Annotated in this window: 25 protein-coding genes and 1 riboswitch; of the genes, 4 read left to right on the top strand and 21 right to left on the bottom strand. The window is 70.8% G+C overall.

Going from position 1 to position 24,709, the window contains the following annotated elements:
• The first annotated feature begins 80 nt into the window (after positions 1-80).
• Complete coding sequence (locus tag ACFXI4_RS26690) at positions 81-812, top strand: LAETG motif-containing sortase-dependent surface protein (RefSeq protein WP_384995399.1); 732 nt, start codon at positions 81-83, stop codon at positions 810-812.
• Positions 813-902: 90 nt separating this feature from the next.
• Here the strand turns inward: ACFXI4_RS26690 and ACFXI4_RS26685 are convergent, their stop codons facing one another.
• The 4 genes from ACFXI4_RS26685 to rlmN all read right to left on the bottom strand — a co-directional run bounded on the left by ACFXI4_RS26685 (position 903) and on the right by rlmN (position 5,940).
• The gene (locus ACFXI4_RS26685) at positions 903-1,928 is read right to left on the bottom strand and encodes an ABC transporter ATP-binding protein (RefSeq protein WP_384995397.1); all 1,026 of its coding nucleotides are present in this window, start codon (positions 1,926-1,928) and stop codon (positions 903-905) included.
• Positions 1,928-3,526 carry an ABC transporter permease gene (locus tag ACFXI4_RS26680; protein ID WP_384995496.1) on the bottom strand — a complete coding sequence of 533 codons (1,599 nt, stop codon included), beginning with the start codon at positions 3,524-3,526 and terminating at the stop codon, positions 1,928-1,930. The genes ACFXI4_RS26685 and ACFXI4_RS26680 overlap by 1 nt, the downstream gene beginning before the upstream one ends.
• Before the next feature lie 35 nt (positions 3,527-3,561).
• A complete protein-coding gene (locus ACFXI4_RS26675) occupies positions 3,562-4,632 on the bottom strand; it encodes a thiamine ABC transporter substrate binding subunit (RefSeq protein ID WP_384995394.1) in 1,071 nt (356 codons plus the stop codon).
• Positions 4,633-4,708: 76 nt separating this feature from the next.
• Positions 4,709-4,816, bottom strand: a riboswitch (TPP riboswitch).
• Positions 4,817-4,833: 17 nt separating this feature from the next.
• On the bottom strand, positions 4,834-5,940 hold the full coding sequence (gene rlmN, locus ACFXI4_RS26670; protein WP_384995391.1) for a 23S rRNA (adenine(2503)-C(2))-methyltransferase RlmN: 1,107 nt from the start codon (positions 5,938-5,940) through the stop codon (positions 4,834-4,836).
• Positions 5,941-6,279: 339 nt separating this feature from the next.
• Here rlmN and ACFXI4_RS26665 point away from each other — a divergent pair, with 339 nt between their 5' ends.
• Positions 6,280-7,494 (top strand): PP2C family protein-serine/threonine phosphatase, encoded by a 1,215-nt coding sequence (locus ACFXI4_RS26665; protein ID WP_384995389.1) that lies wholly within the window; start codon positions 6,280-6,282, stop codon positions 7,492-7,494.
• 252 nt (positions 7,495-7,746) lie between these two features.
• Here ACFXI4_RS26665 and ACFXI4_RS26660 read toward each other — a convergent pair whose 3' ends face one another.
• Both ACFXI4_RS26660 and ACFXI4_RS26655 read right to left on the bottom strand, forming a co-directional pair.
• Entirely contained in the window at positions 7,747-8,934 is a 1,188-nt protein-coding gene (locus ACFXI4_RS26660) for a cytochrome P450 (RefSeq protein WP_384995387.1), read from the bottom strand.
• A gap of 223 nt (positions 8,935-9,157) precedes the next feature.
• Positions 9,158-10,207, bottom strand: a complete 1,050-nt coding sequence (locus tag ACFXI4_RS26655) for a phosphatidate cytidylyltransferase (RefSeq protein WP_384995384.1) — start codon at positions 10,205-10,207, stop codon at positions 9,158-9,160.
• 21 nt (positions 10,208-10,228) lie between these two features.
• Here ACFXI4_RS26655 and ACFXI4_RS26650 point away from each other — a divergent pair, with 21 nt between their 5' ends.
• Positions 10,229-10,531, top strand: a complete 303-nt coding sequence (locus tag ACFXI4_RS26650) for a hypothetical protein (RefSeq protein ID WP_384995381.1) — start codon at positions 10,229-10,231, stop codon at positions 10,529-10,531.
• An 8-nt stretch (positions 10,532-10,539) separates the two neighbouring features.
• Here ACFXI4_RS26650 and frr read toward each other — a convergent pair whose 3' ends face one another.
• The 4 genes from frr to rpsB all read right to left on the bottom strand — a co-directional run bounded on the left by frr (position 10,540) and on the right by rpsB (position 14,093).
• Positions 10,540-11,097, bottom strand: coding sequence for a ribosome recycling factor (frr, locus tag ACFXI4_RS26645; RefSeq protein WP_132889831.1), 558 nt, complete (start codon positions 11,095-11,097; stop codon positions 10,540-10,542).
• A gap of 145 nt (positions 11,098-11,242) precedes the next feature.
• Positions 11,243-12,001: a UMP kinase gene (pyrH, locus tag ACFXI4_RS26640; protein WP_351323560.1), complete on the bottom strand. Its 759-nt coding sequence runs from the start codon at positions 11,999-12,001 to the stop codon at positions 11,243-11,245.
• A 207-nt stretch (positions 12,002-12,208) separates the two neighbouring features.
• Positions 12,209-13,045, bottom strand: a complete 837-nt coding sequence (tsf, locus tag ACFXI4_RS26635; protein ID WP_362715577.1) for a translation elongation factor Ts — start codon at positions 13,043-13,045, stop codon at positions 12,209-12,211.
• A gap of 133 nt (positions 13,046-13,178) precedes the next feature.
• Positions 13,179-14,093 carry a 30S ribosomal protein S2 gene (gene rpsB / locus ACFXI4_RS26630; RefSeq protein WP_384995377.1) on the bottom strand — a complete coding sequence of 305 codons (915 nt, stop codon included), beginning with the start codon at positions 14,091-14,093 and terminating at the stop codon, positions 13,179-13,181.
• Positions 14,094-14,374: 281 nt separating this feature from the next.
• Here rpsB and ACFXI4_RS26625 point away from each other — a divergent pair, with 281 nt between their 5' ends.
• Positions 14,375-14,965 carry a murein hydrolase activator EnvC family protein gene (locus ACFXI4_RS26625; RefSeq protein ID WP_384995494.1) on the top strand — a complete coding sequence of 197 codons (591 nt, stop codon included), beginning with the start codon at positions 14,375-14,377 and terminating at the stop codon, positions 14,963-14,965.
• 21 nt (positions 14,966-14,986) lie between these two features.
• Here ACFXI4_RS26625 and ACFXI4_RS26620 read toward each other — a convergent pair whose 3' ends face one another.
• The 11 genes from ACFXI4_RS26620 to lepB (ACFXI4_RS26570) all read right to left on the bottom strand — a co-directional run bounded on the left by ACFXI4_RS26620 (position 14,987) and on the right by lepB (ACFXI4_RS26570) (position 24,686).
• The gene (locus ACFXI4_RS26620; protein WP_384995491.1) at positions 14,987-15,544 is read right to left on the bottom strand and encodes a TetR/AcrR family transcriptional regulator; all 558 of its coding nucleotides are present in this window, start codon (positions 15,542-15,544) and stop codon (positions 14,987-14,989) included.
• 137 nt (positions 15,545-15,681) lie between these two features.
• The gene (gene whiG / locus ACFXI4_RS26615) at positions 15,682-16,524 is read right to left on the bottom strand and encodes an RNA polymerase sigma factor WhiG (RefSeq protein ID WP_362730496.1); all 843 of its coding nucleotides are present in this window, start codon (positions 16,522-16,524) and stop codon (positions 15,682-15,684) included.
• 321 nt (positions 16,525-16,845) lie between these two features.
• The gene (dprA, locus tag ACFXI4_RS26610) at positions 16,846-17,994 is read right to left on the bottom strand and encodes a DNA-processing protein DprA (protein ID WP_384995373.1); all 1,149 of its coding nucleotides are present in this window, start codon (positions 17,992-17,994) and stop codon (positions 16,846-16,848) included.
• Positions 17,991-19,616 carry a YifB family Mg chelatase-like AAA ATPase gene (locus ACFXI4_RS26605; RefSeq protein WP_384995370.1) on the bottom strand — a complete coding sequence of 542 codons (1,626 nt, stop codon included), beginning with the start codon at positions 19,614-19,616 and terminating at the stop codon, positions 17,991-17,993. The genes dprA and ACFXI4_RS26605 overlap by 4 nt, the downstream gene beginning before the upstream one ends.
• 1 nt (position 19,617) lies before the next feature.
• Complete coding sequence (locus ACFXI4_RS26600) at positions 19,618-19,989, bottom strand: YraN family protein (RefSeq protein WP_362718951.1); 372 nt, start codon at positions 19,987-19,989, stop codon at positions 19,618-19,620.
• A 131-nt stretch (positions 19,990-20,120) separates the two neighbouring features.
• Positions 20,121-20,429: a DUF2469 domain-containing protein gene (locus tag ACFXI4_RS26595; RefSeq protein WP_008745401.1), complete on the bottom strand. Its 309-nt coding sequence runs from the start codon at positions 20,427-20,429 to the stop codon at positions 20,121-20,123.
• Positions 20,430-20,485: 56 nt separating this feature from the next.
• The gene (locus tag ACFXI4_RS26590; RefSeq protein WP_384995366.1) at positions 20,486-21,010 is read right to left on the bottom strand and encodes an NUDIX hydrolase; all 525 of its coding nucleotides are present in this window, start codon (positions 21,008-21,010) and stop codon (positions 20,486-20,488) included.
• On the bottom strand, positions 21,000-21,785 hold the full coding sequence (lepB, locus tag ACFXI4_RS26585) for a signal peptidase I (protein WP_362718955.1): 786 nt from the start codon (positions 21,783-21,785) through the stop codon (positions 21,000-21,002). The genes ACFXI4_RS26590 and lepB (ACFXI4_RS26585) overlap by 11 nt, the downstream gene beginning before the upstream one ends.
• A gap of 187 nt (positions 21,786-21,972) precedes the next feature.
• Positions 21,973-23,001, bottom strand: a complete 1,029-nt coding sequence (lepB, locus tag ACFXI4_RS26580) for a signal peptidase I (RefSeq protein ID WP_362718958.1) — start codon at positions 22,999-23,001, stop codon at positions 21,973-21,975.
• On the bottom strand, positions 22,892-23,980 hold the full coding sequence (lepB, locus tag ACFXI4_RS26575; protein ID WP_384995363.1) for a signal peptidase I: 1,089 nt from the start codon (positions 23,978-23,980) through the stop codon (positions 22,892-22,894). The genes lepB (ACFXI4_RS26580) and lepB (ACFXI4_RS26575) overlap by 110 nt, the downstream gene beginning before the upstream one ends.
• Positions 23,973-24,686: a signal peptidase I gene (gene lepB, locus ACFXI4_RS26570; protein ID WP_384995361.1), complete on the bottom strand. Its 714-nt coding sequence runs from the start codon at positions 24,684-24,686 to the stop codon at positions 23,973-23,975. The genes lepB (ACFXI4_RS26575) and lepB (ACFXI4_RS26570) overlap by 8 nt, the downstream gene beginning before the upstream one ends.
• Positions 24,687-24,709 lie beyond the last annotated feature (23 nt).

Raw genomic sequence — 24,709 nt, 5'->3', positions numbered from 1 at the left:
CTTATAGACCTGTGAGTCTCCCGGGGTTGCTGATGCCTCACCTCGCGATGCGTCAACTCCCCTTCAAGCCCCCCGCAGTTATGCACTCAGTAAGGACAAACGTGTCCATATCCCGCCGCAGTGCACGTCGTTCCGTGCGCATCCTGGGTGTCGCCGCCGCGTCGGCCGCGCTGACGCTGGGCGTCTCCGGTTCCGCGCTCGCGTGCAACATCTCCGATTTCTCCGCCGAGGCCACCTGCGACGGCACCAACGGTGTCATCAACGTCAAGGACATCGACGCCTCCGGTACTTCGGCCACCATCACGGTCTTCCTGGAGAGCAACGGCGCCGACGCCAACCAGGTCGGCACCGCCCAGACCGTCAAGGGGTCCCGCGCGGGCACCACGGTCACCTTCTCCGAGGCCTGGAAGCCGAACGCGGAGTACCGCGTTCACGTCAAGGTCGACAGCGGCAAGATCCAGATCGACAAGGACATCACGCCCAACCTGACGACCCCGTCGACGGCGTGCAAGTCCGACGAGAGCGCCAGCCCCTCCCCGTCGGATTCGGCCACGCCGGCTCCGACGGAGTCCGCGTCCACCCCGGCCGAGTCCGACTCCCCGGCCCCGTCGGCCTCGGAGAGCAGCAGCACCGCCCCCGCGGGCGCGTCGGACAACGCCCCGTCCCCGGCGGTCGGTGAGTCGAACCTCGCCGAGACCGGTGCCAACTCCAACACCGGCCTGATCGCCGGCGTCGCGGGCGCGCTCGTCGTGGTCGGTGGCGGCGCCGTGTGGTTCGGCATGCGCCGTCGTGGGGCGAACAGCGGAAGCTGACGCACCAGCCGCGGTACTGCATCTCTTCGCACACCGTCGAGGCCCGTCCCCGCATCCCCGGGGGACGGGCCTCGGCCGTGCTCCAGGCCGTCAGCCCAGTACGACGGTCTCCGCCGCGTCGAACTCGACGCCCACCGTGTCCCCGGCCGCCGGCGCCTCCCGCAGCGCGCAGGCCGCCGCCAGGCGCGGGCCGCCGTCCCGGGGCTGGAGGTGGACGGTGACATGGGTGCCCTGGAAGGTGCGCGCGGTCACCGCGCAGGGCAGCCCCTCGCCGGCCGCCACCAGTCGCACGCCCGCGGGCCGCACCAGGACGGTGCGCGGCCCCTGTGGCGCGTTCCCGGGCACCGGGAGCTTCCCCCACGGCGTCACCGCGACCGCCCCCTGGACGGTCGCCGGGACCACGTTGTCGAAGCCGAGGAAGCGCGCCACGAACGCGTCGGCGGGCCGCTGCCAGACATCGAGGGGGGTGCCGGACTGGGCGATCCGTCCGTCCCGCATCACCACCACCCGGTCGGCCAGCGCGAAGGCCTCGCCCTGGTCGTGCGTGACCGCGAGCACGGTCGTACCCAGCCGCCCGAACAGCTCGCGCAGTTCGACCACCAGCCGCTCCCGCAGCGAGCGGTCGAGCTGTCCCAGCGGTTCGTCGAGCATCAGCAGCCTGGGCCGGGGCGCCAGTGCCCGGGCGAGCGCCACCCGCTGCTGCTCACCACCGGAGAGCCCGGCCACCGCCCGCCCGGCCGCCCCCGGCAGCCCGACCAGCTCCAGCAGCTCACCGACCCGCTCGGCCTGCCGGTCCTTGCCCGCACCGCGCATCCGGAGCCCGAAGGCCACGTTCCCGCCCACGTCACGCTGCGGGAACAGCTGATGGTCCTGGAACATCAGCCCGACCCCGCGCTGATGCGCCGGTACCCGCGCCTGGTCCTGCCCGTCGAGCAACACCCGGCCCGCATCGGGCGGTTGCAACCCCGCCACCACCCGCAGCAGCGTCGACTTGCCGCTCCCGCTCGGCCCGAGCACACACACCACCTCGTGCTCGGCGACCTTGAGGTCCACGGCGTCGAGCACGGCCCGCCCGCCGAACCGCACGGTGGCCTGCTCCAGTTCGAGAAGCGGCATCAGAACTCCCCCGTCCGGTCGGTCCGCAGCCGTTCCAGCACCAGCAGCGCCACCGCGCACACCACCATCAGAATCGTGGAAAGGGCCATCGCCTGGCCGTAGTTGAGATCGCCGGGGCGGGACAGCAGCCGCGCCACGGCCACCGGCAGGGTCGGGTTGTCCGGCCGGGCGATGAACACCGTGGCCCCGAACTCCCCGAGCGACACCGCGAAGGCGAAGCCCGCCGCGACCAGCAGCGCCCGGCGCACCATCGGCAGATCGACCTCCCGCCACACCCGCCACGGCGAGGCCCCGAGCACGGCCGCCGCCTCCCGCAGCCGTTCGTCCACGGCACGCAGCACGGGCAGCATGGTGCGGACCACGAACGGCACCCCGACCAGCGCCTGCGCGAGCGGCACCAGGATCCAGGACTGCCGCAGATCCAGTGGCGGCCTGTCGAGCGCGATCAGGAACCCGAAGCCGACCGTCACCGCGGACACCCCGAGCGGCAGCATCAGCAGCGCGTCGAAGCCCCGAACCAGCCGCCCCGCGTCCCGCCGGGCCAGCGCGGCGGCGGCCAGCCCGCCGATCACCACGGCGACGGCGGTCGCGGCGACGGCGTACTCGAGGGAATTGACCACCGACTGGACGGGCGCGACCAGGAAGGTGCCCCCGTCGGCGTCGCCCAGCGCCCGGTAGTAGCCGAATCCCCCGTCGAGCGACCGCCGCACCAGCACCGCCAGCGGCAGCACGAGGAGTACGGCGACGGTCGCGAGGACGCCCGTGAGCAGCGCCCACTGCCCGGCCCCACGCGGCCGGCGCGCCGTCACCGACGGGTCCACCAGCCGCAGCGCACTCTCCCGCCGCCGTACCGTCCACGCGTGCACGGCGAGGATCGCGCCGACCGCCACGAACTGCACGATCGTCAGGACGGCGGCCGTGGCGAGGTCGAAGATCTCGGAGGTCTGCCGGTAGATCTCCACTTCGAGGGTGGAGAAGGTCGGTCCGCCGAGGATCTGCACCACACCGAAGGACGTGAAGGTGAACAGGAAGACCATCAGCGCGGCGGCGGCCACGGCGGGCGCCAGCGCCGGCAGGGTGACCTTCCGCCAGGCGCCGAACGGCGAGACGCCCAGCATCCGCGCGGCTTCCTCCTGCCGCGGGTCCAGTTGCGCCCACAGTCCGCCCACGGTCCGTACGACGACCGCGTAGTTGAAGAAGACGTGCGCGACCAGGATCGCCCAGACAGTGGTGTCCAGTCGTACGCCCCACAGCTCGTCCAGCAGGCCGCCGCGGCCGACCAGCGCCAGGAACGCCGTACCGACCACCACCGTCGGCAGCACGAAGGGCACCGTCACCACGGCCCGCAGTACCTGTCTGCCCGGAAAGTCCAGGCGGGCGAAGACATAGGCGGCCGGCAGCGCCACCAGCAGGGTGAGCCCGGTGGAGGCGAGCGCCTGCCAGGTGGTGAACCACAGGACGTGCCGGATGTCCGACTGGCCGACGACATCGGCGATCCGCCCGAGCCGCCACCCCCCGTCGGTCTTCAGCCCGCGCGTGACGATCGCCGCGACCGGCCAGGCGAAGAAGACGGCGAAGAACGCGACGGGCACGGCCATCAGGCCGAGCCGCGCCGCGCTGCCGCGCCCGCCCGCTACTTGAGTACGAGTGAGGTCCACGTCTTGACCCACTGGTCACGGTTGGCGGCGATCTTCTCGGGCGCCATGGTCTCGGGGTCCTGGGCGGCGGGCCCGTACTTCGTGAACTCGGCGGGCACGGCCGCCCCCTTGAGGACCGGATACACGAACATGTTCAACGGCATGTCCTCCTGGAACTCCTTGGAGACCAGGAAGTCGATGAGCGCCTTGCCGCCCTTGGTGTTCCCGGCGTTGCTCAGCAGCCCGGCGAACTCGATCTGCCGGAAGCAGGTGCCGGTCGCGACGCCGGTGGGCGCGGTGCTCGGCTTCGGGTCGCCGTAGATGACCTCGGCGGGCGGGGAGGAGGCGTACGACACGACGAGCGGCCGGTCGCCCTTGGCCTTCTTCCCGCCGGCCGAGCCGGAGAACTCCTCGTTGTAGGCCTGCTCCCAGCCGTCGACGACCTTGACGCCGTTGTCCTTGAGCTTCTTCCAGTAGCCCTGCCATCCGCCGTCGCCGTACTGGGCGGCGCTGCCGAGCAGGAATCCCAGGCCCGGCGAGGAGGTGGCCGCGTTCTCCGTGACGAGGAGGTTCTTGTACTGCGGCTTGACGAGGTCGGCGTAGGAGGCGGGCGGGGTCAGCCTGTGCTCGCTGAAGTAGGCCTTGTCGTAGTTGACGCAGATGTCGCCGTAGTCGACGGGCGTGACCCGGTGCTTGGCGGCGTCGAGCTGGTAGCCGGCGCCGACCCGGTCCAGCCCCTTGGCCTCGTACGGCTGGAAGAGCCCGTTGTCGAGGGCCCTGGACAGCAGGGTGTTGTCGACGCCGAAGAAGACGTCGCCCTGCGGGTTGTCCTTGGTGAGGACGGCCTTGTTGACGGCCTGACCTGCGTCGCCGTCCTTGAGGACGTGCACCTTGTAGCCGGACCGCTTCTCGAAGTCCTGGAGCACGTTCTTGGAGACGGCCCACGAGTCGTGGCTGACCAGGGTGACGGTCCTGGAGTCCGCGGCATCGCCGGAGGACGACCCGCACGCGGACAGCGTGACGAGACCGAGCCCGACGGCCGCGGCCAAGAAGGTCTTGGTGTGCACTGGTGTTTTCCTCCTGGGGTGGACCAGGAAGAGACGCGGCCCCACCCGGTGGAACCACCCGGGCAGGGCACAACAGCTTGAGTGATGACCGAACTTCCTACCCAGAATGACCTGGGCGAGGTTCAGAGGGTCTGCGGCCCGATTGCCGCACTCTCAGCGCTGTGGCGCTCCCCTGTCGGAATATGAAAATGTGTCCCGATCCTACCGCTCGGTCGCCGCGAGCTGACCGCATGCCCCGTCGATCTCCTGCCCGCGGGTGTCCCGGACGGTGACGGGCACACCGTGCGCGGCGATCGCCTCGACGAACGCCTTCTCGTCCTCGGGCCGGGAGGCGGTCCACTTCGAGCCCGGTGTCGGGTTCAGCGGGATGAGGTTGACGTGCACGGGCTTGCCCTTGAGCAGGCGGCCCAGCCGGTCGCCCCGCCACGCCTGGTCGTTGATGTCCCGGATGAGGGCGTACTCGATCGACAGCCGACGCCCGCTCTTCTCGACGTACTCGAACCCCGCGTCGAGGACCTCGCGCACCTTCCACCGGGTGTTCACGGGGACCAGGGTGTCGCGCAGTTCGTCGTCGGGGGCGTGCAGGGAGATCGCCAGCCGGCACTTGAGGCCCTCGTCGGCGAACCGGTGGATGGCCGGCACGAGCCCGACCGTCGACACGGTGATCCCGCGCTGGGACAGGCCCAGGCCGTCCGGGGCCGGGTCGGTCAGCGCGCGGATGGCGGTGACGACGCGCTTGTAGTTGGCGAGGGGCTCGCCCATGCCCATGAACACGATGTTGGAGAGCCGCGCCGGGCCGCCCGGCACGTCCCCGTCCCTGAGCGCCCGCATCCCGTCCACGATCTGGTGGACGATCTCGGCGGCGGACAGGTTCCGGTCCAGGCCCGCCTGGCCGGTCGCGCAGAACGGGCAGTTCATCCCGCACCCCGCCTGTGAGCTGATGCACATGGTCACCCGGTCCGGGTAGCGCATCAGCACGGACTCCACGAGCGTGCCGTCGAACAGCCGCCACAGCGTCTTGCGTGTCGTCCCCTCGTCGGTCGACAGATGCCGCACGACGGTCATCAGCTCGGGGAACAACGCGTCCCGCAGCCGGTCCCGGGAGCCGGCCGGAATGTCCGTCCACTGCTCGGGCTCGTGCGTGTACCGCGCGAAGTAGTGCTGCGAGAGCTGCTTGGCGCGGAACGGCTTCTCACCGATCTCGGCCACCGCGTCCTTGCGCTCGGCGGGCGTGAGGTCGGCGAGATGCCGCGGCGGCTTCTTGGCTCCGCGCGGCGCGACAAAGGTAAGTTCTCCGGGCTTAGGCATGGCGCTACCAGTGTCGCAGATCCAATCGGGTGACCTGGGGCGGGCGCTCGCCACGCCTGCCGTCGGCAGGGTCACCTGTCATCGCCGAGCGGCACGGGACGACCCAGGGACGGCCCGGCGGAGATCGCTCGTCGGCTGTCGGCCACTCACCGAGCCGGCCCTTGACCTGACGGTTGCGGGCGGTGCGCCGGAGGACCTCCCCGTCCACCAGGGCCTTGGCTTGCGGTAACCAGGGCCTTGGCTTCCTGACCGGGCTGCCGCCGGCAGAGAAAGGCCCGGGTCTCCGTCAGGAGGACGCCGGTAAGCGTGAATCACACCATTCATCCATATCCTGCATCCATGAATATCGACTACGCGGCAGTGTTCCAGGCACTGCCGGGCGCAGTCGCTCTGCTGACTCCCGATCTGGTCTTCGCCGACGCCAACCTCGCGTGGCTGCGCCAGGCCGGACGCAGCCGCGACCAGGTGGTGGGCCGCTACCTCTTCGACGCCTTCCCCGGCAGCCCGCAGGACCCGGCAGCCTCCAGCGCCCGCCACCTGGAGACATCCCTGCGCGCGGTCCTGGCCAACCGCGAGATCGACATGGACCTGCAGCGCTACGACGTGGAATCCGCGCAGCGCCCCGGCCATTGGGAGGAACGCTACTGGAGCTCGGTCAACGCGCCCCTCTTCGCGCCCGACGGCCACATCGCCCTGGTGATCCACCGCGTCGAGGAAGTCACTGAACTCCTGCGCGCCACCAGCCGGCCGGACGGCTCACGCCGGCTCGAGGCCGAGCTCTTCAGCCGGATGCGGCAGCTGCACGAAGTGAACGAGCGCCTGCGTCGCGCCCATGCCCGTGAGCGTGAGGTCGCCCTCGCCCTGCAGCGCGCCATGCTCCCCGTTCCGCCCCCGATCGGCCATCACCGGTACGCCGTCCGCTACCGGCCCGCGGTCGGCTCCCTCAATGTCTGCGGCGACTGGTACGACCTGGTCCAACTCCAGGACGGCGACAAGATCGCCGTGGCAGTGGGCGATGTCGTCGGCCACGGCCTGGAGGCCGCGGGCATCATGGGTCGGCTCCGCAGCGCCCTGTCCGCCACCTCCCTGGTCGCCACCGGCCCCGCCCAGGCCCTCGAGGTCCTCGGCCGGTACGCGCATTGCGTCACCGGCGCCGAGTCGACCACGGCGGTGACCGCCTTCGTCGACTTCAGCCGCCACCTCATCACCTACTCCAGCGCCGGCCACCCCCCTCCGGTCCTTCTTCGCGGCGACGGCACTGTGGAGTTGTTGGACCGGGCGACCGATCCGCCGCTGGATGCCGTCCTCGAGTCCAGCCCGCGGCCGGAAGCCACCACCGCCTTCACCGACGGCGGCACCCTCCTGCTCTACACCGACGGCCTCATCGAACGCCGCCACCAGGACATCGACACCGGACTCGGCCAACTCACCGACGCCCTGATCCGCCACAGGGAACTCACCACCCCCGAAGCACTCGCCGATGCCGTGATGAACGACCTGATCCCCGCCGAAGGCGTCACAGACGACACCGCCCTGGTCGTCGTCAGCCTGTGAGGGTGTCTCAGTGCTCGCACGGCAGTTCTCCGCCCGCCGATGCGGCACAGGACCCGCCCGCACACATGCCTGACGGGGCGGAAAGACGCCTGCCTGATTTACGACATCCGGAGCCGCGCCGGCTGCTCCCTCGTTCGAGTGGTATGGGGACCAGCACGGATGACCAGCGGAGACCCGCTTGCGAGAGCACGGCTTTCCTGGGAGCCGGGGATGGTGATCCCCGCTCGGATGACCGTGCGGAACGCCTGCCGGTCACCAGGTCACCGGCAGTGTGCGCGGCCCGCGGATCAGCCCGTGCAGCTGGAACTCGACCTCCTCGGCGGGTACGGCCAGCCGGATGCCGGGGAAGCGGGTCAGGACCGAGCCGATCATGATCTCGGCCTCCATACGGGCCATGATCGCCGCCATGCAGTGGTGCGGACCGTGTCCGAACGCCAGGTGGGGGCCGTCGGCGCGGTCGAAGTCCAGCTCGTCGGGGTCGGGGAAGACCGCGGGATCGCGGTTGGCGGCGACATACGCGTTGTAGACGACCTCACCGGCCCGGATCGTCTGGCCGCCGACCACGACGTCCTCGACGGCGACCCGCGGGATGCCGACGCCGTTGCGGTGCGGGACGTAGCGGAAGAGCTCGTCCACGGCCCTGGGGAGCAGCTCCGGCTCACGGCGCAGCCGCTCCAGATGGCCGGGGTGGGTGAGCAACGCGTACATCATCGAGCCGCTGTTGTTGCGGACCGCGTGACCGCCGCTCACCTGGATCGCGGTGGCCAGGGAGATCGCCTCGTCCTCGGTGATCTCGCCGGCCACGGTGGCCAGCGCCAGCACTCCGGCGAGGTCCTCCCGGGATTCATCGCGCCGGTGCCGGAGCAGTTCGGCGATCCGGGTCCGGGTGGTCCGGGCGGCCTCCTTGGTGCGCTCCTCGGAGTCGGCACCGGCGGACAGCAGGGCCTCGCCGGTCGCCGCCCAGCGATGCCAGTCCTTCTCGTCGACGCCGAGGAAGTCACGGACCACGGCGACCGGGAAGGGGCCGTGCAGGTGCTCCATGAGGTCGGCGGGCGGCCCGGCGGCCGCCATCACGTCGAGCAGTGCCGCGGCCCGGCGCTCGGCCATCGGCCGCAGCCGCTGCATGGCCCGCCCGGTGAAGGCGCGGGCGACGACCCGGCGCAGCCGGTTGTGCCGGGGCGGGTCGATGTACTGCAGGCCCGCCGTCTGCGAGGCCACGGGCTCCGGGCGCATGCTGGTGACGTCACGGCCGACGACCTGTTCCCGGGAGAAGCGGTGGTCGGAGGTCACGAGACGGCAGTCCTCGTACCGGGTGACGAGCCAGGCGTGGCCCTCGCCGTGCGCCAGTCTGATCCGCGTGACCGGCTCGTCCCGCAGCATCTCGTCGAGGAACGGGTCGGGGTCGAGCGCGGGCAGGTCGTCGACGGGCCAGGACCGCACCGGAGGCGGCGGGGGCGGGTCCGGGGTGGCGGCCGGGGCCGGGTCGAGGGGCAGGGGCGTACTCCCTGCGCGTCGGAGGACCGCGTCGGAGGACGCGGCGTCCTCACAGGGAGTCTGCTCCGACCGGAGGGGCCATGCGATTTCTGTTGCGTCATCCGGGGCCGGGCAGGCCGACGGGCCCCCGCCCTGTGCAGGACGGGGGCCCGGACACACCAGGTGTACGTCAGCCGCTGCCGACGAAGAGCACCATCAGCAGCCACACGACCGGAGCTGTCGGCAGCAGGGAGTCCAGTCGGTCCATGATTCCGCCGTGACCGGGGAGCAGGGTGCCCATGTCCTTGATGCCCAGGTCCCGCTTGATCATGGACTCGCCGAGGTCGCCGAGGGTGGCGCTGGCCGCGACCGCGAGGCCCAGCAGCAAACCCTGCCACCAGGTGCCGTCGTCGATCAGGAACTGCATGCACAGCGCGCCCGCGACCATGGCGAACAGCACCGCGCCGACCAGGCCCTCGCGGGTCTTGCCGGGGCTGATGCGCGGAGCGAGCTTGTGGGTGCCGAAACGCCAGCCGACCGCGTAGGCGCCGGTGTCGCTGACCACCGTGAGGAGCAGGAAGGTGATCACCCGGCGGGGGCCGTCGTCGGCGGTGAGCATCATGGAGACGAAGGTCGCCAGGAACGGGACGTAGAACGCCGCGAAGAGACCCGCCGTGACGTCCCTGAGGTAGCCCTCCGGCGGTTCCGTCATCCGCCAGACCAGGACCGCCAGCCCGGTGAGCGCGAGGGCGACCCAGGCGCCCTCGGCACCGCGGGCGTAGCCGGCGACCACCATCGCCGCACCGCCCAGCGCCAGCGGGACCAGGGGCGCCTTGATGCCCTTGCGTTCCTGGAGCCGGCTGGTCAGTTCCCACAGGCCCACCACGACGGCGACCGCGACCACGCCGACGAAGACGGCCTTGACGACGAACAGGGACGCCACGATCACGACGCCCAGTCCGACGCCGACACCTATGGCCGCGCCCAGGTCCCGGCCCGCGCTCTTCTTCTGCGGCGCGGGCGCCGGCTGCGAGGCGTCGGGCATGGGCTCCGGATTCTGCGGCGCCGCCGCGGTGGGCAGAGGCTGCGCCGACGAGGTGTCGTCACGGTACGTCCCGTCACGGAACGTACCGTCCTGGAACGTCTCGTCTCGGAACAGGGGGCCGTTCAGCCGAGCGGCCCCCCGGTCGTCGTCCTGGTCTCCGCCGTACGCGGGTACGTCGTCGGGCACGATGGGCATGGGGCGAGTCTGTTGCGCGTCATGCGCATCGTACGCGGGACCCGCCGGGGCGGCTCCCTGGACATGGCCCTGGCCGTAGCCATGGGCGTAGCCCTGGTCGTACCCCTGGCCGGGAACCCGGTCGTAGCCCTGGCCGCGGCCGGAACCGTCGGCATAACCCTGGCCCTGGACCGGGCCCTGGTCGTAGCCCTGGCCCTGGACTGGACCCTGGCCGTCGTACGCCCGGTCCTCGGCAGGACCCTGGCCGTACCCCTGACCGGTCGGCCCCCAGTACCCGGGCTGCCCGGCCTGCGGACCGGCGTGTGGCGGCGCTCCCCAGGATGAGTCGTTCATCAGACTTCGAGAAGCTCCGCTTCCTTGTGCTTGAGGAGCTCGTCCACCTGCGCGACGTACTTCGCGGTGGTGTCGTCGAGCTCCTTCTCGGCGCGACGGCCCTCGTCCTCGCCGACCTCGCCGTCCTTGATCAGCTTGTCGATGGCGTCCTTGGCCTTGCGGCGCACGGAACGGATGGACACCCGGGAGTCCTCCGCCTTGCCCTTGGCGACCTTGATGTAGTCGCGGCGGCGCTCCTCGGTGAGCTCCGGGAACACCACCCGGATGATGTTGCCGTCGTTGCTCGGGTTGACACCCAGGTCCGAGTCGCGGATCGCCTGCTCGATGTTGCGCAGCGCGGTCTTGTCGAACGGGGTCACGACCGCCATGCGCGGTTCCGGCACGGAGAACGAGGCCAGCTGGTTGATCGGCGTCGGCGCGCCGTAGTAGTCGGCCACGATCTTGTTGAACATCGCCGGGTGCGCACGACCGGTACGGATCGCGGCGAAGTCCTCCTTGGCGACCACGACGGCCTTCTCCATCTTCTCCTCGGCTTCGAGGAGGGTCTCTTCGATCACCACTTGCTCCTGCGTGTCTTGAGTAAGGCCCGGCTGCGGTTCCTGTGCGGGCGGCGGCCGGCTGCGTCGCGTCTTGTTTCCTGCACGGTTCCCGACCGGCAGGACATTGTCCATCCCCCGGTCAGGGTGCGTCAGGCGGTGCCGGTCAGGCCCGGCCGCCCTGGTCACCCACCAGCGTGCCGATCTTCTCACCCTTGACCGCTCGCGCGATATTGCCCTCCACGAGCAGCTCGAACACGAGGATCGGCAGCCTGTTGTCGCGGCAGAGCGTGATCGCCGTGGCGTCGGCGACCTTGAGCTCGCGGGTGATGACCTCGCCGTAGCCGAGGGAGTCGAACTTGACGGCGTCCGGGTTCTTCTTGGGGTCGGAGTCGTAGACCCCGTCCACGCCGTTCTTGCCCATGAGCAGCGCCTCGGCGTCGATCTCCAGGGCGCGCTGGGCGGCGGTGGTGTCGGTGGAGAAGTACGGCATGCCCATTCCGGCGCCGAAGATGACCACGCGGCCCTTCTCCAGGTGGCGCACGGCGCGCAGCGGGATGTACGGCTCGGCGACCTGACCCATGGTGATCGCGGTCTGCACCCGGCTGTCGATGCCCTCCTTCTCCAGGAAGTCCTGGAGGGCCAGGCAGTTCATCACCGTGCCGAGCATGCCCATGTAGTCCGAGCGGGCCCGGTCCATGCCGCGCTGCTGGAGCTCCGCACCGCGGAAGAAGTTGCCGCCGCCGATGACGACGGCGATCTCCGCGCCGTCGCGGACGACGGCCGCGATCTCGCGGGCGATCTTGTGCACGACGTCGGGGTCCACGCCCAGGCCGCCGCCACCGGCGAACGCCTCTCCGGACAGCTTCAGCAGAAACCGGCCGCGTACTTTGCCGTCGTCGCTCTTCTGAGCCTTGGTGGTCATGGAGATCCCGCCTCTTTCACGTGGTGCACATACGAAGAAGACCATTGCCGGTGGGGTCGCTTTTCGCTGCCCATGCGCGGCAATGGCCTCCTCGTCAGATCTGCTGCCGTCCGTCACGACCCTGGGTCTGGCCGGGTACCGGACGGCTGCTGTCGACCGACCCTATCGGGATTTCCCCACGGGTCGCGCGTCGATCGCGGTACGGACTCAGATGCCGACCTTGATGCGCGTGAAGCGCTTCAGGGTGACACCGGCCTCGTCCAGAACCTTCTGGACGGACTTCTTGTTGTCGAGCGCGTACGGCTGGCCGAGCAGCGTGGCGTCCTTGAAGAAGCCGTTGAGGCGACCCTCGACGATCTTCGGGAGCGCGGCCTCGGGCTTGCCCTCGGCGCGGGTGGTCTCCTCGGCGATACGGCGCTCGGACTCGACGACCTCGGCCGGCACCTCATCCTTGGAGAGGTACTTCGGCGCGAAGGCGGCGATGTGCTGGGCGACGCCCTTGGCGACCTCGGCGTTCGGCTTGTCGAGCTCGACGAGGACACCGATCTGCGGGGGCAGGTCGGGCATCGTGCGGTGCATGTACGCGAGCACGAAACCGTCGGCGTACTGCGCGAAGCGCTCCAGGACGATCTTCTCGCCGAGGTTGGCGTTGGCCTCGTCCACGAACGCCTGGACGGTCTTGCCGGGCTCGATCTCGGAGGCGAGCAGTGCGTCCAGGTCCGCGTAGGAGGACTTGGTGACGTGCTCGGCGATGGCGTTGGCGGCGGCCTGGAACTTCTCGCCCTTGGCGACGAAGTCCGTCTCGCACTTCAGCTCGACGAGGACGCCGGAGGAGTTGTCGTCGGCGATGATCGAGACCACGGCGCCGTTCTCGGCGGAGCGGCCCTCGCGCTTGGCGACGCCCTTCTGGCCCTTGATGCGGAGCGCCTCGACAGCCTTGTCGACGTCGCCCTCGGCCTCGTCCAGGGCCTTCTTGCAGTCCATCATGCCGGCGCCGGTGAGCTCGCGGAGCTTCTTGACGTCAGCGGCGGTGTAGTTCGCCATGAGTCGTTAAGTCTTTCTCGAAGTCGGGAGATCTGCCCGATCCACGAACCACACGGAGATGTGGAACGCGAATCTGTGGATGAACGGCGGGGGCGTTCGGGATGTCGCTGCCCCCGCCGTCAACGCTGACGGGTCAGGCCTGCTCGGCGTCCGCGGCGGCAGCCTCGGCCGCGGGGGCCTCGGCAGCGGCCTCGGCGGCAGCCGGAGCCTCGGCCTGCTCGGCGTCGGCGACCTTCTCGGTCTCGGCGGAGGTCTGGACCTCGGGCTCGTCGGCCTTCTTCTCGCCCTCGAGCAGGTCGCGCTCCCACTCAGCCAGCGGCTCGCCGGCGGCCTTCTCCTTGCCCTCGGTGGCGACACCGGAGCGGGAGATGAGGCCCTCGGCCACGGCGTCGGCGATCACGCGGGTGAGCAGGGTGACGGAGCGGATCGCGTCGTCGTTGCCCGGGATCTTGTAGTCGACCTCGTCGGGGTCGCAGTTGGTGTCGAGGATGGCGACGACCGGGATGTTGAGCTTCCGGGCCTCGCCGACCGCGATGTGCTCCTTCTTGGTGTCCACGATCCAGACGGCGCTGGGCACCTTCTGCATCTCGCGGATACCGCCGAGGGTCTTCTCCAGCTTGGCCTTCTCGCGCGACAGCACGAGAAGCTCCTTCTTGGTCAGACCGGACGCGGCGACGTCCTCGAAGTCGATCTGCTCGAGCTCCTTGAGGCGCTGCAGACGCTTGTAGACGGTCGAGAAGTTGGTGAGCATGCCGCCCAGCCAGCGCTGGTTGACGTAGGGCATGCCGACGCGGGTGGCCTGCTCCGCGATGGCCTCCTGCGCCTGCTTCTTCGTGCCGACGAACATGACCGTGCCGCCGTGGGCGACGGTCTCCTTGACGAACTCGTAGGCGCGGTCGATGTACGACAGCGACTGGAGCAGGTCGATGATGTAGATGCCGTTGCGCTCGGTGAAGATGAAGCGCTTCATCTTCGGGTTCCAGCGACGGGTCTGGTGACCGAAGTGGACGCCGCTCTCCAGCAGCTCCCGCATCGTGACGACGGCCATGGCCGTATCTCCTTGAATGTCTCGGTTGTGCCGCGGGTACCGGACGGTTCCCGCGCCTGACGCCCGTTTGCGCTGTGCCACGAAGGACCGAGAAGCGCTGACCCCGGCCGTGTTACTGACCTGGTGTCGGGGCGTGCGAAGTCGACCCGGTGACCCGGATCGCCAAGGGAAGTGTACGGGACCCGCGGGGCGCCGGGTGACGCCGCTGTCCACAACCCGTGAGTAATCCACAGGTACCGGCCATGATCGGCGGTTTACGGGACGGTTCGGTCATGTGCGTGATGCGACGAACGATGCGGTGGCTGCCACTGCTGCTCATGGTGACAGGGACCTGGCTCTGGACCTTCGCCCGGGCAGGGGCCTGGGCGGCCTGGGCGGAGGATCCCCCGCCCCCTGCGGGGGCGGTCCCGGCGATCGGCCGCGCCTGGCCGGTGGGGACGCGGCCGCCGGTCCTGCGGGGCTGGGAGCCGCCGGCGACGGTGTACGGCCCCGGCCACCGCGGGATCGACCTGGGCGCCCCGCCAGGCACGGCGGTCCGGGCGGTGGCGGCGGGCCGGATCTCCTTCGCCGGACGGGTGGCGGGCAGGGGCGTGGTGTCGGTGCTGCTCGCCGGGACGGACCTGCGCACGACGTACGAACCGGTGACGGCGCGGGTGCGCAAGGGGGAGGAGGTGACGGCGGGGCAGGTGGTGGGGACCGTGGAACAGGTGGCGACGGCGGGCGCGCACTGCGGTGCGAGTGCGTGTGTGCACTGGGGTCTGCTCAGGGGGGACGTGTACGTGAACCCGTTGCTGCTGTTGCCGCCGCGGCTGCTGAACGGGGGTCCGTCGAGGCTGCTGCCGGTCCTGGGCGTCCCGCTACCGGAAGGGTGAACCGGAGCGCTTCACCCCGTCTCAGCCCCGCACGCCCCGCAGGGCCATGGCCACGGCCGCCTCGGTGATGACCGTCGGATCCTCGGCCGCACCCAGCTCGATACGCCGAACCGCCGCGTCCACCACCCCCTGCACGAGCATCGCCGCCAGCCGGGGCTGCTCGTGACCCAGCTCCCCCAGCGCGTCCACGATCATCGCGACCAGCCCGCCGTGCGCGGCGCGGATCTTCTCCCGCGCCCCCGCGTCCAGCTCGCTCGCCGAGATCGCGACCACCGCCCGGTGCCGCCGGTCCCCGACCAGCGCGAGTTGCTGCCGCACGTAGGCCTCGACCTTGCCCTCGCCGGAACCCGCCCGCTCCATCGCGGCCTCGACCTCCGCAGCCCACACCGGGAAGTCGGCCTCGCACAGCTCCTCGACCACCGCGGCCCGCGATCGGAAGTACTCGTACACCGAGGAGCGGGCGAGCCCCGTCCGCTCGGCGAGCGCGGGGAACGTCAGCGCCTCCGTCCCGCCCTCCGACAGGAGGGACCGCGCCGCGTCCAGCAGGGCGGCTCGCTGCATCGACCGGTGCTCGGCCACGGAGGCCGCTCGAATCCTTGGCACGTCGACCACTGTACGGACGCGCCGCGCCGGACGGGAGACAGCACGGCCGGGACACGGGTCACTCCGGCCGGCACGCGCCAGAACCCGCAGTTCAGCGACCGGGGAGGCGCCGCTCAGCGGCCGAAACTCGCCAGCTTCGCCCGCAGCTGCAGCACGGACTTCGTGTGGATCTGGCTCACCCGGCTCTCGGTGACCCCGAGCACGTTGCCGATCTCGGCGAGCGTGAGTCCCTCGTAGTAATAGAGGGTCACCACGGTCTTCTCCCGATCCGGCAGGGTGTTGATGGCCCGCGCCAGGAACCGTCGCAGTTCCCGGTCCTCGGCCACCTCCACGGGGTTGTCCGCGGCGGTGTCCTCCAGCGTGTCCATGACGCTCAGGCCGTCGCCCCCCTCGCCTCCGACGTGCAGCAGCTCCTCCAGCGCCACCACGTTGGCCAGCGACAACTGACTGAAGACGGCGTGGAGTTCTTCGACCTCGATGCCCAGCTCGGCGGCCACCTCGCTCTCCGAGGGGGTCCTGCGCAGCCGGGCCTCCAGCGTGGCGTACGCCCGCTCGACGTTGCGCGCCTTCTGCCGTACGGACCGGGGGATCCAGTCCAGCGCCCGCAGCTCGTCGATCATCGCGCCCCGGATCCGGGTGATCGCGTACGTCTCGAACTTGATCTCCCGGTCGACGTCGAACTTGTCGATCGCGTCGATCAGCCCGAACACCCCGGAGGAGACGAAGTCGGCCTGTTCCACATTGGGCGGCAGGCCGACGCTCACCCGTCCCGCCACGTACTTCACCAGCGGTGAGTAGTGCAGGATCAGCTGTTCCCGCAGCCGGTCGTCCCCCGTCGCCTTGTACGACCGCCACAGCTCGTCGAGCGTCGAGGGAGCGGGCGGCCGCACGCTGCCACCGTCGCGGGCGGCTGGGGGGATCGCCGCCCGGTCGGACCCGGAGGTGTGCTGGGGCATTCGTCGCCTTGTGCCGTTCTGCCGTGAAGTGCCAGGAAGTGCCGTGATGCGCCGTGAAGGGGGTGGGCGGGGATGAGAGGTGCGGGTTGGGCGAGGTGTACGTCTGGTGCAGGTTGGCGCGGTCTGCGTCAGGGCTTTCGTGAGCGTAGCGTGACTGGGGAGTCGCGGTGCGCGAACACCGAGGCTCCACCCCCGCGCGAACCCCCCGCACGGCGCGTCCGGCCGCGCACGGAACATCGCTCTGCGTGATCGGCCGGAGGTGTCAACTCCGGGAATTCCCAAGGGTGTCGGGTCTTCCCCCGGACGGCCGAACACGCTCGGTCAGCACGGACTGCGACCCTCGCGGACCGAGATCACCGCCTGGCGTGTCAACTTCCAGCCGTCGCCGTGTCGTTCGACGTAACCAAGTGCTCGGAGTTCGTACAGTCGGGCGACGGCCTCGTCCTCGGACGTCTGAGCGCCTCGCGCCACCTCTTCGGGTGACGCCGGCCGACTCCCCGGCAGCGCGGCCAGGACCCGCCTGGCGCCGGGTTCCAGCAGGTCACGCGGGAGGACGGGACCGCGCCTGGCCGGTGCCAGCTCGCCCATGTCGCCCACGAGTTCGACGACTTCCGCGGCGTCCGTGACGAGGGCGGCCTCCCCCCTCAGCAGTTCGTGCACCCCGGCCGAGAGGCCGCTCGTGGCGGGTCCCGGCACGCCCATGGTGAACCGGCCGAGCCGCTGTGCCGCCCGCGCGGTGACCAGCGAGCCGCTGCGGTGGGCGGCCTCCACTACCACGGTCCCCCTGGTCAGCGCCGCGATCACCCGGTTGCGGAGCACGAACCTGCTCTGCGTCGGATGGTCACCGGGCGGCAACTCCCCCACCACCAGGCCCTGTTCGGCGATCCTGCCGATCAACTCGGTGTGCCCTCGGGGGTAGGGCCGGTCGACCCCGCAGGCCAGCACCGCGACGGTGGCACCGCCGGCGCCGAGGGCTCCGCGGTGGGCGGCGCCGTCCACGCCGTAGGCACCGCCGGACACCACCACCCAGCCGCGCTCGGCGAGCCCCGCGGCGAGGGTGGCCGCCATGTGCGCCCCGTACTCGGTGCAGGCCCGCGCCCCGACGACGGCGACGGCCCGGAGCGCCCACACCCGCAGGCTCGGCCTGCCCCGCACCCACAGCCCGAGGGGACGGGCGTCACCGAGGTCGTCGAGCTGGGTGGGCCACTCGGTGTCACCGGGGGCGACGAACCGTGCTCCGGCCCGCTGGGCGAGGACGAGGTCCGCGCGGGGATCGGCCTGCCCCGCCCGGGCCAGCAGCCCCGCCCACCGCTTGCCGCTGACGCCCGGCAGGGCCTCGCCTGCGCTTCTGAGCCGCTGGACCAGCTCGTGCACGCCCCCCTCCCGGATCCACCGTCCGGCCACCTCGTCACCGGGTTCGACGACCCGGGAGAGGAAGACCCGGGCCAGCAGCGTGCGGTCGTCGGTCATGCCGACGCCCCGATGACCATCGGCACGCCCCGCGGGACCCCGGTGCGCAACTGCAGCGCCAGAGCCACGTCCGCCGCGTCCGGACGGTCGTGCCCGGCGAGGTCGGCGACCGTCCAGGCGACGCGCAGGACACGGTCCAGACCGCGGGCGGTCAGCACGCCCCGCTCCAGGTTGCGCTCGGCCTCGTCCATGGCTCCCGGCACTGCGTGCCAGCGGCTGCGCAGCTCACGGCCGGGCACCTGGCTGTTGGTCCGCCAGGGGCTTCCGGCGAGGCGCAGGGCCGCCCGCTCCCGGGCCGAGCGCACCCGGTCCGCGACCATCGCTGTGGACTCGCCGCGGACGCCCCGCTCGGCGAGCTGGGCCCGTGTCAGCCGGTCCACCTGTACGCGCAGGTCGACCCGGTCCAGGAGCGGGCCGGAGAGCCGGGCCTGGTATCGGCGGACGGCCGAGGGCGGACACTCGCAGAAGTCGTCGGCGAGGGAGAACCGCCCGCAGGGGCACGGATTCGCCGCGAGCACCATCAGGAACTTCGCCGGGAACCGCACCACGCCCGCGCTGCGCGCGATCACCACATGACCGGCCTCCAGCGGCTGCCGTAGCGCGTCCAGCGCACGGGTGGTGAACTCCGGGGTCTCGTCGAGGAAGAGAACTCCCCGGTGAGAGAGCGAAACCGCTCCGGGACGGGCCATCCCGGGGCCGCCGCCGACCAGGGCCTGCATGGTGGCCGAGTGGTGCGGGGCGCAGTAGGGAGCGGCGTCGACCAGGGGTTTGCCCGGCGGCAGCAGTCCCGCCACCGAGTGCACCGCCGTGACCTCGAGCGACTCCTCCCGGGTCAGCCGGGGCAGCACGGCCGGGAGCCGCTCCGCGAGCATGGTCTTGCCCGCACCCGGCGGTCCCTCCAGGAAGAGGTGGTGGCCGCCCGCCGCCGCCACCTCGACGGCCGTGCGGGCCGACAGCTGGCCGACGACGTCCGCCAGGTCGTGGCCCTGGTCCTGCTGTGCGGCTGGCGCGCCGTGCATCCCGGTGGCCGCGCCCGAACCCGGCATCCGCAGGCCGGCGAGCAGCGGATCGGGGCGTCCCGGCTCGTCCGGCTCCTCGTGGGGCACCGGCTCGTCCGCGAGGATCGCGATCAGCTGCCGGAGGCTGCGCACGCCCAGCACGGAGACGTTGGGCACCAGCGCGGCCTCGGTGGCGGCGCATTCCGGCACGACGACCTGTTCGTAACCGGCGTCGGCCGCGGCCAGCACCGCCGGCAGGGTGCCCCGTACCGGACGCACCCGCCCGTCCAGACCCAGCTCCCCGATCATCACGATGTCGGACAGCACCCTCGGATCGATCCGCTCGGCTGCCCCGAGCACGGCGCACGCGACGGCGAGGTCGAACCCCGAGCCCGCCTTCGGCACCGACGCCGGGCTCAGCCCCACCGTGAGCTTCTTCGAGGGCCAGGCGGTCCCCGAGTTCACCACCGCCGCCCTGACCCGGTCCCTGCTCTCCGTGAGGCTCTTGTCCGGCAGCCCCACGAGCGTGAACGCCGCCACGCCGGGCTCCAGATCGGCCTGGACCTCGACCACCACGCCCTCGACGCCCACCAGCGCCACCGAGCACGTCCGTGCGAACCCCATCTCAGGCCACCCCCCGCGCGTGCTCCACCACGGGCGCCCCGCGCTGCGGCAGGAGCACGCCGACCACGTCGATGCGGACACCGCCCGGCGGCGCTCCCCCGTGTGCGTGGATCCAGTGTTCCGCGAGGCCCCGCAGGCGCTCCGCCTTCACGGGGGTCACCCCGGCCATGGGCTGTTCGAAGAGCCCCGCCCGCCGGGTCTTGACCTCGCAGATCACCAGGACGTCCCCGTCCCGCGCCACGATGTCGATCTCGCCGGTCCTGCCGCAGCGCCAGTTGCGCTCCAGGATCGTCAGACCGGCCTCCGTCAGCCGCCGCGCGGCCAGCGTCTCGCCGTACTTGCCGAGTGCGCTGCGCGCCCGGTTCGTGTTCATGTCGGCACCACCTCCGGCGCCAACCGTCACGCATCCGCCACCGTCAAGTGGATCTTGGTGGGTTACTCAGCGGTTGTGGACAACTCCGTCACTCACACGAGTGACACCCGTCGTCGCCCCGGGAGCCCGGCTCACCCGCCCGGGAGCTCCAGGTCGGTCTTGTTCAGCTCCTCGATGTTCACGTCCTTGAACGTCAGGACGCGAACCTGTTTCACGAACCGGGCCGGCCGGTACATGTCCCAGACCCAGGCATCCGCCATGGACACCTCGAAGAACACCTCACCCTGGACCGAGTGGACCTGCATCTCGTAGTCGTTGGTGAGGTAGAAGCGCCGCTCGGTCTCGATCACGTATTTGAACAGACCGACGACATCGCGGTACTCCCGGTAGAGCTTCAGCTCCATCTCGGTCTCGTACTTTTCGAGGTCCTCGGCGCTCATGGCATGTTCCCCTTCAGCCGTGCGATCCCACCATTGTGCGCCAGTCCCGCGCGCCCCTAGACGATTTCCGTGTCAAGGGTGACGGGCCTGACGGGGGGACCTTCGTCGAGCAGCCTACGGAACAGCTCGGCGAGTCTGGTCGGATACACCGTCTCATGTGCCCGGGTCAGTTCCCGGCACGTCCACCAACGTGCTCCGACGACACTGCGCCGCTCCAGCTCGGTCAGGGCGCCGGCCTCGGGTGTCACCTCAAACGTATGCGCCGTACGGGCCAGGTAGTACCACTCGTCCTGCTCCCAGCGGCGGCCGGCGAACGGGAACGAGCAGATCCGCCGCCACAGCAGCGGGCCGAGTTCGACGTCCGTGATGCCGGTCTCCTCCGCGAGTTCCCGCAGTGCGGCCTGCTCACGGGTCTCCTCGCCCTCCAGTCCGCCGCCGGGCGTGAACCACCAGTCGTCGGCCGGATCGTCCGGTTCGTGGCCGTGCAGGAGCAGGATGCGGTCGTCGGGGTCGAGCAGGACCACCCGGGCCACCTTGCGCGGAGCGCCCGGGGCACCCTCCACAAGCGCCTCAGCGGGCACCGGCGGACTCCGTGCGGCCGCGGGTGCGGGAGCGGCCCATCAGGCCGGCGATCGGGCCGTAGGCGCCGCCGGCGAGCACCAGCACGGCACCGGCCACGATCATGAACTCGATGATCCGCAGCGGGCCCGGCTGGGAGAGGGCACCGAGCGTCTCGAACCCGGTCGGGCGCTTGAGCAGGCCCTTCATCGGCCAGACGACGGAGTCCACCCGGGCGCGCACGGCGCTGCGGGCCACCGTGCCCTTGGCCGCGTCCGTGAGGTGCGCGGTGGAGTCCAGGGACCCCTGGCGCTCGTCACCGAGGAGGAAGAGCCGGCCTCTGGGAACGGTGACCGTCGGGAAGCCCTGGAGCTCGGCCTGGCTGCCCGCCGGCAGGTACGGCTCGTCGATCTGCTTGCCGTTGACGGTCAGCTTGCCGTTCGTGCAGCAGGCGACGGTGTCACCGCCGACCGCCACCACACGCTTGACGACGTCCGCGTTGGAGACCCAGCTCGTGTCGTGGAAGACCACGACGTCACCCCGGCGCACCTCGCTGCCGTCGACGCGCTGGCCGAGGACCCGGTCGCCGGCGTCGATCGTCGGAGTCATGGAACTGGTGGGCACGGTGTACGGCCGGTAGACCACGGCACCCCAGGCGAACCCGCCGAGGAACAGCACGATGCCCAGCGCGACGGCGATCCCGGACAAGCGATTTCCGAGCCTGCTGCCGGCCTGCGCCGTACCGGTGCTGGTGCCTCCGCTGCGCGGGGCCGTACGTATCGTGCTCTCGCCACCCATGAGGCCGCACCCTACCCGGCGGTACCGGGCAGGGGCAGCCCTTCTTTCCCGCCCCTGGTCACAAGCTCCCCAAGGGCTTCACACGGGCCGGTCAGCGCTTGCCGGCGGCAGCAGGCGGTACCGGGCAGGGGCAGCCCTTCTTTCCCGCCCCTGGTCACAAGCTCCCCAAGGGCTTCACACGGGCCGGTCAGCGCTTGCCGGCGGCAGCAGGGCGCTTCTCGAACTTCGACTGGATCCGCTCGCCCCGCCGGCGGCGCCACACCACGACCGGCAGGACCGCCGCGACGGCCACGCCCTCCGGGGCCACCGAGAGGGAGGCCGCGGCGGACGACTGCGTGTTGATGCCGCTCTGGTCGAAGGTGTCCGGGACGGGCAGGGTGCCCCACCGGTTGATCGGCCAGGCCTTGACGATGGCACGGCCGACGACGTCCTTGACCGGGACCATGCCGTGATGGCTGTCGGACTGGTTGTAGCGGGAGTCGCGGGAGTTCTGGCGGTGGTCGCCCATCACCCAGATGTAGCCCTTGGGCACCTTCACCGTGAACTGGCCGCCCTGGTCGTCGACACTGCACGGGGTGTTGCCCGGGTACACATACGGCTCGTTCAGCGCGTGGCCGTTGACCATGAGCGGGCCGCTGTTCTTGCAGGAGACGGTGTCGCCGCCGACGCCGATGACCCGCTTGATGAGGTCCTTCTCCTCGGCGGACGGCATCAGGCCGATCCAGCTGAGGAACGTCTGGATCGCGTTCGGCTGAGCCGTGGGCTCGCCGGCCAGCCAGTCGTCCGGGTCGTGGAAGACCACGACCTCGCCGCGGTCCGGCTTGGAGCCGAACCACGGGGTGAGCTTGTCGACCAGGACGCGGTCACCCTGCTGGAGGGTGTTCTGCATCGAGTCCGACGGGATCGAGAACGCCTGCACCAGAAACGTCTTGATCAGCAGCGCCAGGACCAGCGCGATACCGATCAGGATCGGCAGTTCCTTCCAGAAGGAACGGGGCTTCTTCGGTGCGGACGCCGCCGTGTCGCCCGTGCCCCCGCCCGTGTCCCCGCCGCCACCGCGGGGGTACGGGCCGTCCGCCGGACCGCCGTCTCCGGCCGGACCACCGTCATTCCCGGAGGTGGAACCACCGTCGACGGGGGGGACATTCTCCACGGGGCGCCCGCTGTGCTCCTCGCCGTCGTGTCCCGACCGTGCGCCAACCGCCACATCCCCCACGCCAACTCCTTACTCCGTGCCGCCGCCCGCGCCATCCCCGGCGCAGGCCCACCACTCCCATAACGAGCGGGAGTTCCGCAGGGGTCGGGAGTTGGATGTATCCGTTCGGATCGTCGGAGGCAACCCTATGCGACAGCAGGGGAGCCGCGGTCGACCCCGACACGGAGTTGGAAACGCTTGCGAAGGTTTTAGGTTCGTCCAGCGAGCTCCAGTGCCCGAACGGCCAGCCGATCCACTTGGCACGGCCCACCACCAGGCTCACCGGGACCGTGCCGCCGTAGTCGGTGTCCTGATGCGCCCGGGAGTCGGCCGAGTTGCCGCGGTGGTCGCCCATCACCCACAGCCGCCCCTGCGGGACGGTGATGTCGAACTCGGTGGCGGACGGCGCGTTCCCCGGATAGAGGTAGTCGCCCTCGGTCAGCGGTACGCCGTTGACGGTGACCCGGCCCTGTGCGTCGCAGCACTTGACGTGGTCGCCGCCGACGCCGATGACCCGCTTGATGAGGTCCTTCTCGTTGGCGGAGGGCAGCAGGCCGATGAAGGTGAGCCCTTCCTTGACCTGCTTGACGACGACCGGGTCGTTCGCCTTGGTGGTCTGCTCGTCGGCCAGCCAGCCGCCCGGGTCGTGGAAGACGACGACGTCACCGCGGTGCGGCTCGGAGCCGAACCACGGGGTGAACTTGTCGACCAGTACCCGGTCGCCGATGCGGATCGTCTCCTCCATCGAACCGGAGGGGATCACGAAGGCCTGGACGAGGAACGTCTTCAGCACGAGGGCTATCAGGACGGCCACACCGACCAGGAGCGGTATCTCCCGTACCGCGGAGCGCCGGCGTTTGCGCTTGACCTTGCGCTGCAGCTTGCGCCGCTCCGCGCGGGACCGGCCGCCGGTCGGGCCGGAGGAACGCCTGAGCCCGGTGGGCAGCAGATTGGCGGTGGCGTCGCTGGGCACGCCGCGCGGTTTGCCGCGGTTACCCATGGGCCGCTCCCGCCCCCTTCGACCCCTGTGCCGCCGGCACGCGCGCGTAGGCGGCGGGACGGGTGAGGTGGGTCCAGTGCGCGTACGGCCAGACGATCCAGTCGGCCCGGCCGATCACGTCCCCGACGGGGATCATGCCGCCGCCGGGCGAGCCCAGATGGTCGCGGGAGTCGCTGGAGTCGCCGCGGTGGTCCCCCAGGACGAAGAGCGTCCCCTCGGGTACCTCGACGTAGAAGGGCACGGTGGACGGGGTGTCCCCGGGATAGAGGAACGCGGTCTCGTCGACCGGCCGGCCGTTCACCTTGATCCTCCCCTCCTTGTCGCAGCAGACCACGAGGTCTCCTCCCACACCGACAACGCGTTTGATGTAGTCGGCGTCCCCGAAGTACCCGGTGCCGTCGAACACGACGACATCGCCCCGGCGCGGCTCGGCACCGAAACGGTACGCCAACTTATTTACGAGAACCCGGTCCCCGATCCTCAATCCCTGTTCCATGGATCCGCTGGGAATCTGGAACGGTTGCGCCACGAACGTGTTGAGGACGAGCAAGAACGCCAGGCAGGTGAAGAGGGTCAGGGTGATCCAGCCGCCGGGCAGCCAGTCGGCGACCCGCGTCAGGAACGCGAAACGCGACCGGTCCTCCGCGGCCTCTGGTTCGGGGCTGGAGGAGCGGTCGCGCTCCGTCGGCTGTGCTTCGGTGTCCATCGGAGCCAGATGTTATCCGGCCC

Origin of the sequence: Streptomyces sp. NPDC059224, from assembly GCF_042754285.1 — a bacterium.
In the GTDB taxonomy this organism is placed as follows: Bacteria; Actinomycetota; Actinomycetes; order Streptomycetales; family Streptomycetaceae; genus Streptomyces.
The sequence above is the reverse complement of the archived record's forward strand: the minus strand, read 5'-3'. Positions and strand labels throughout refer to the sequence as shown.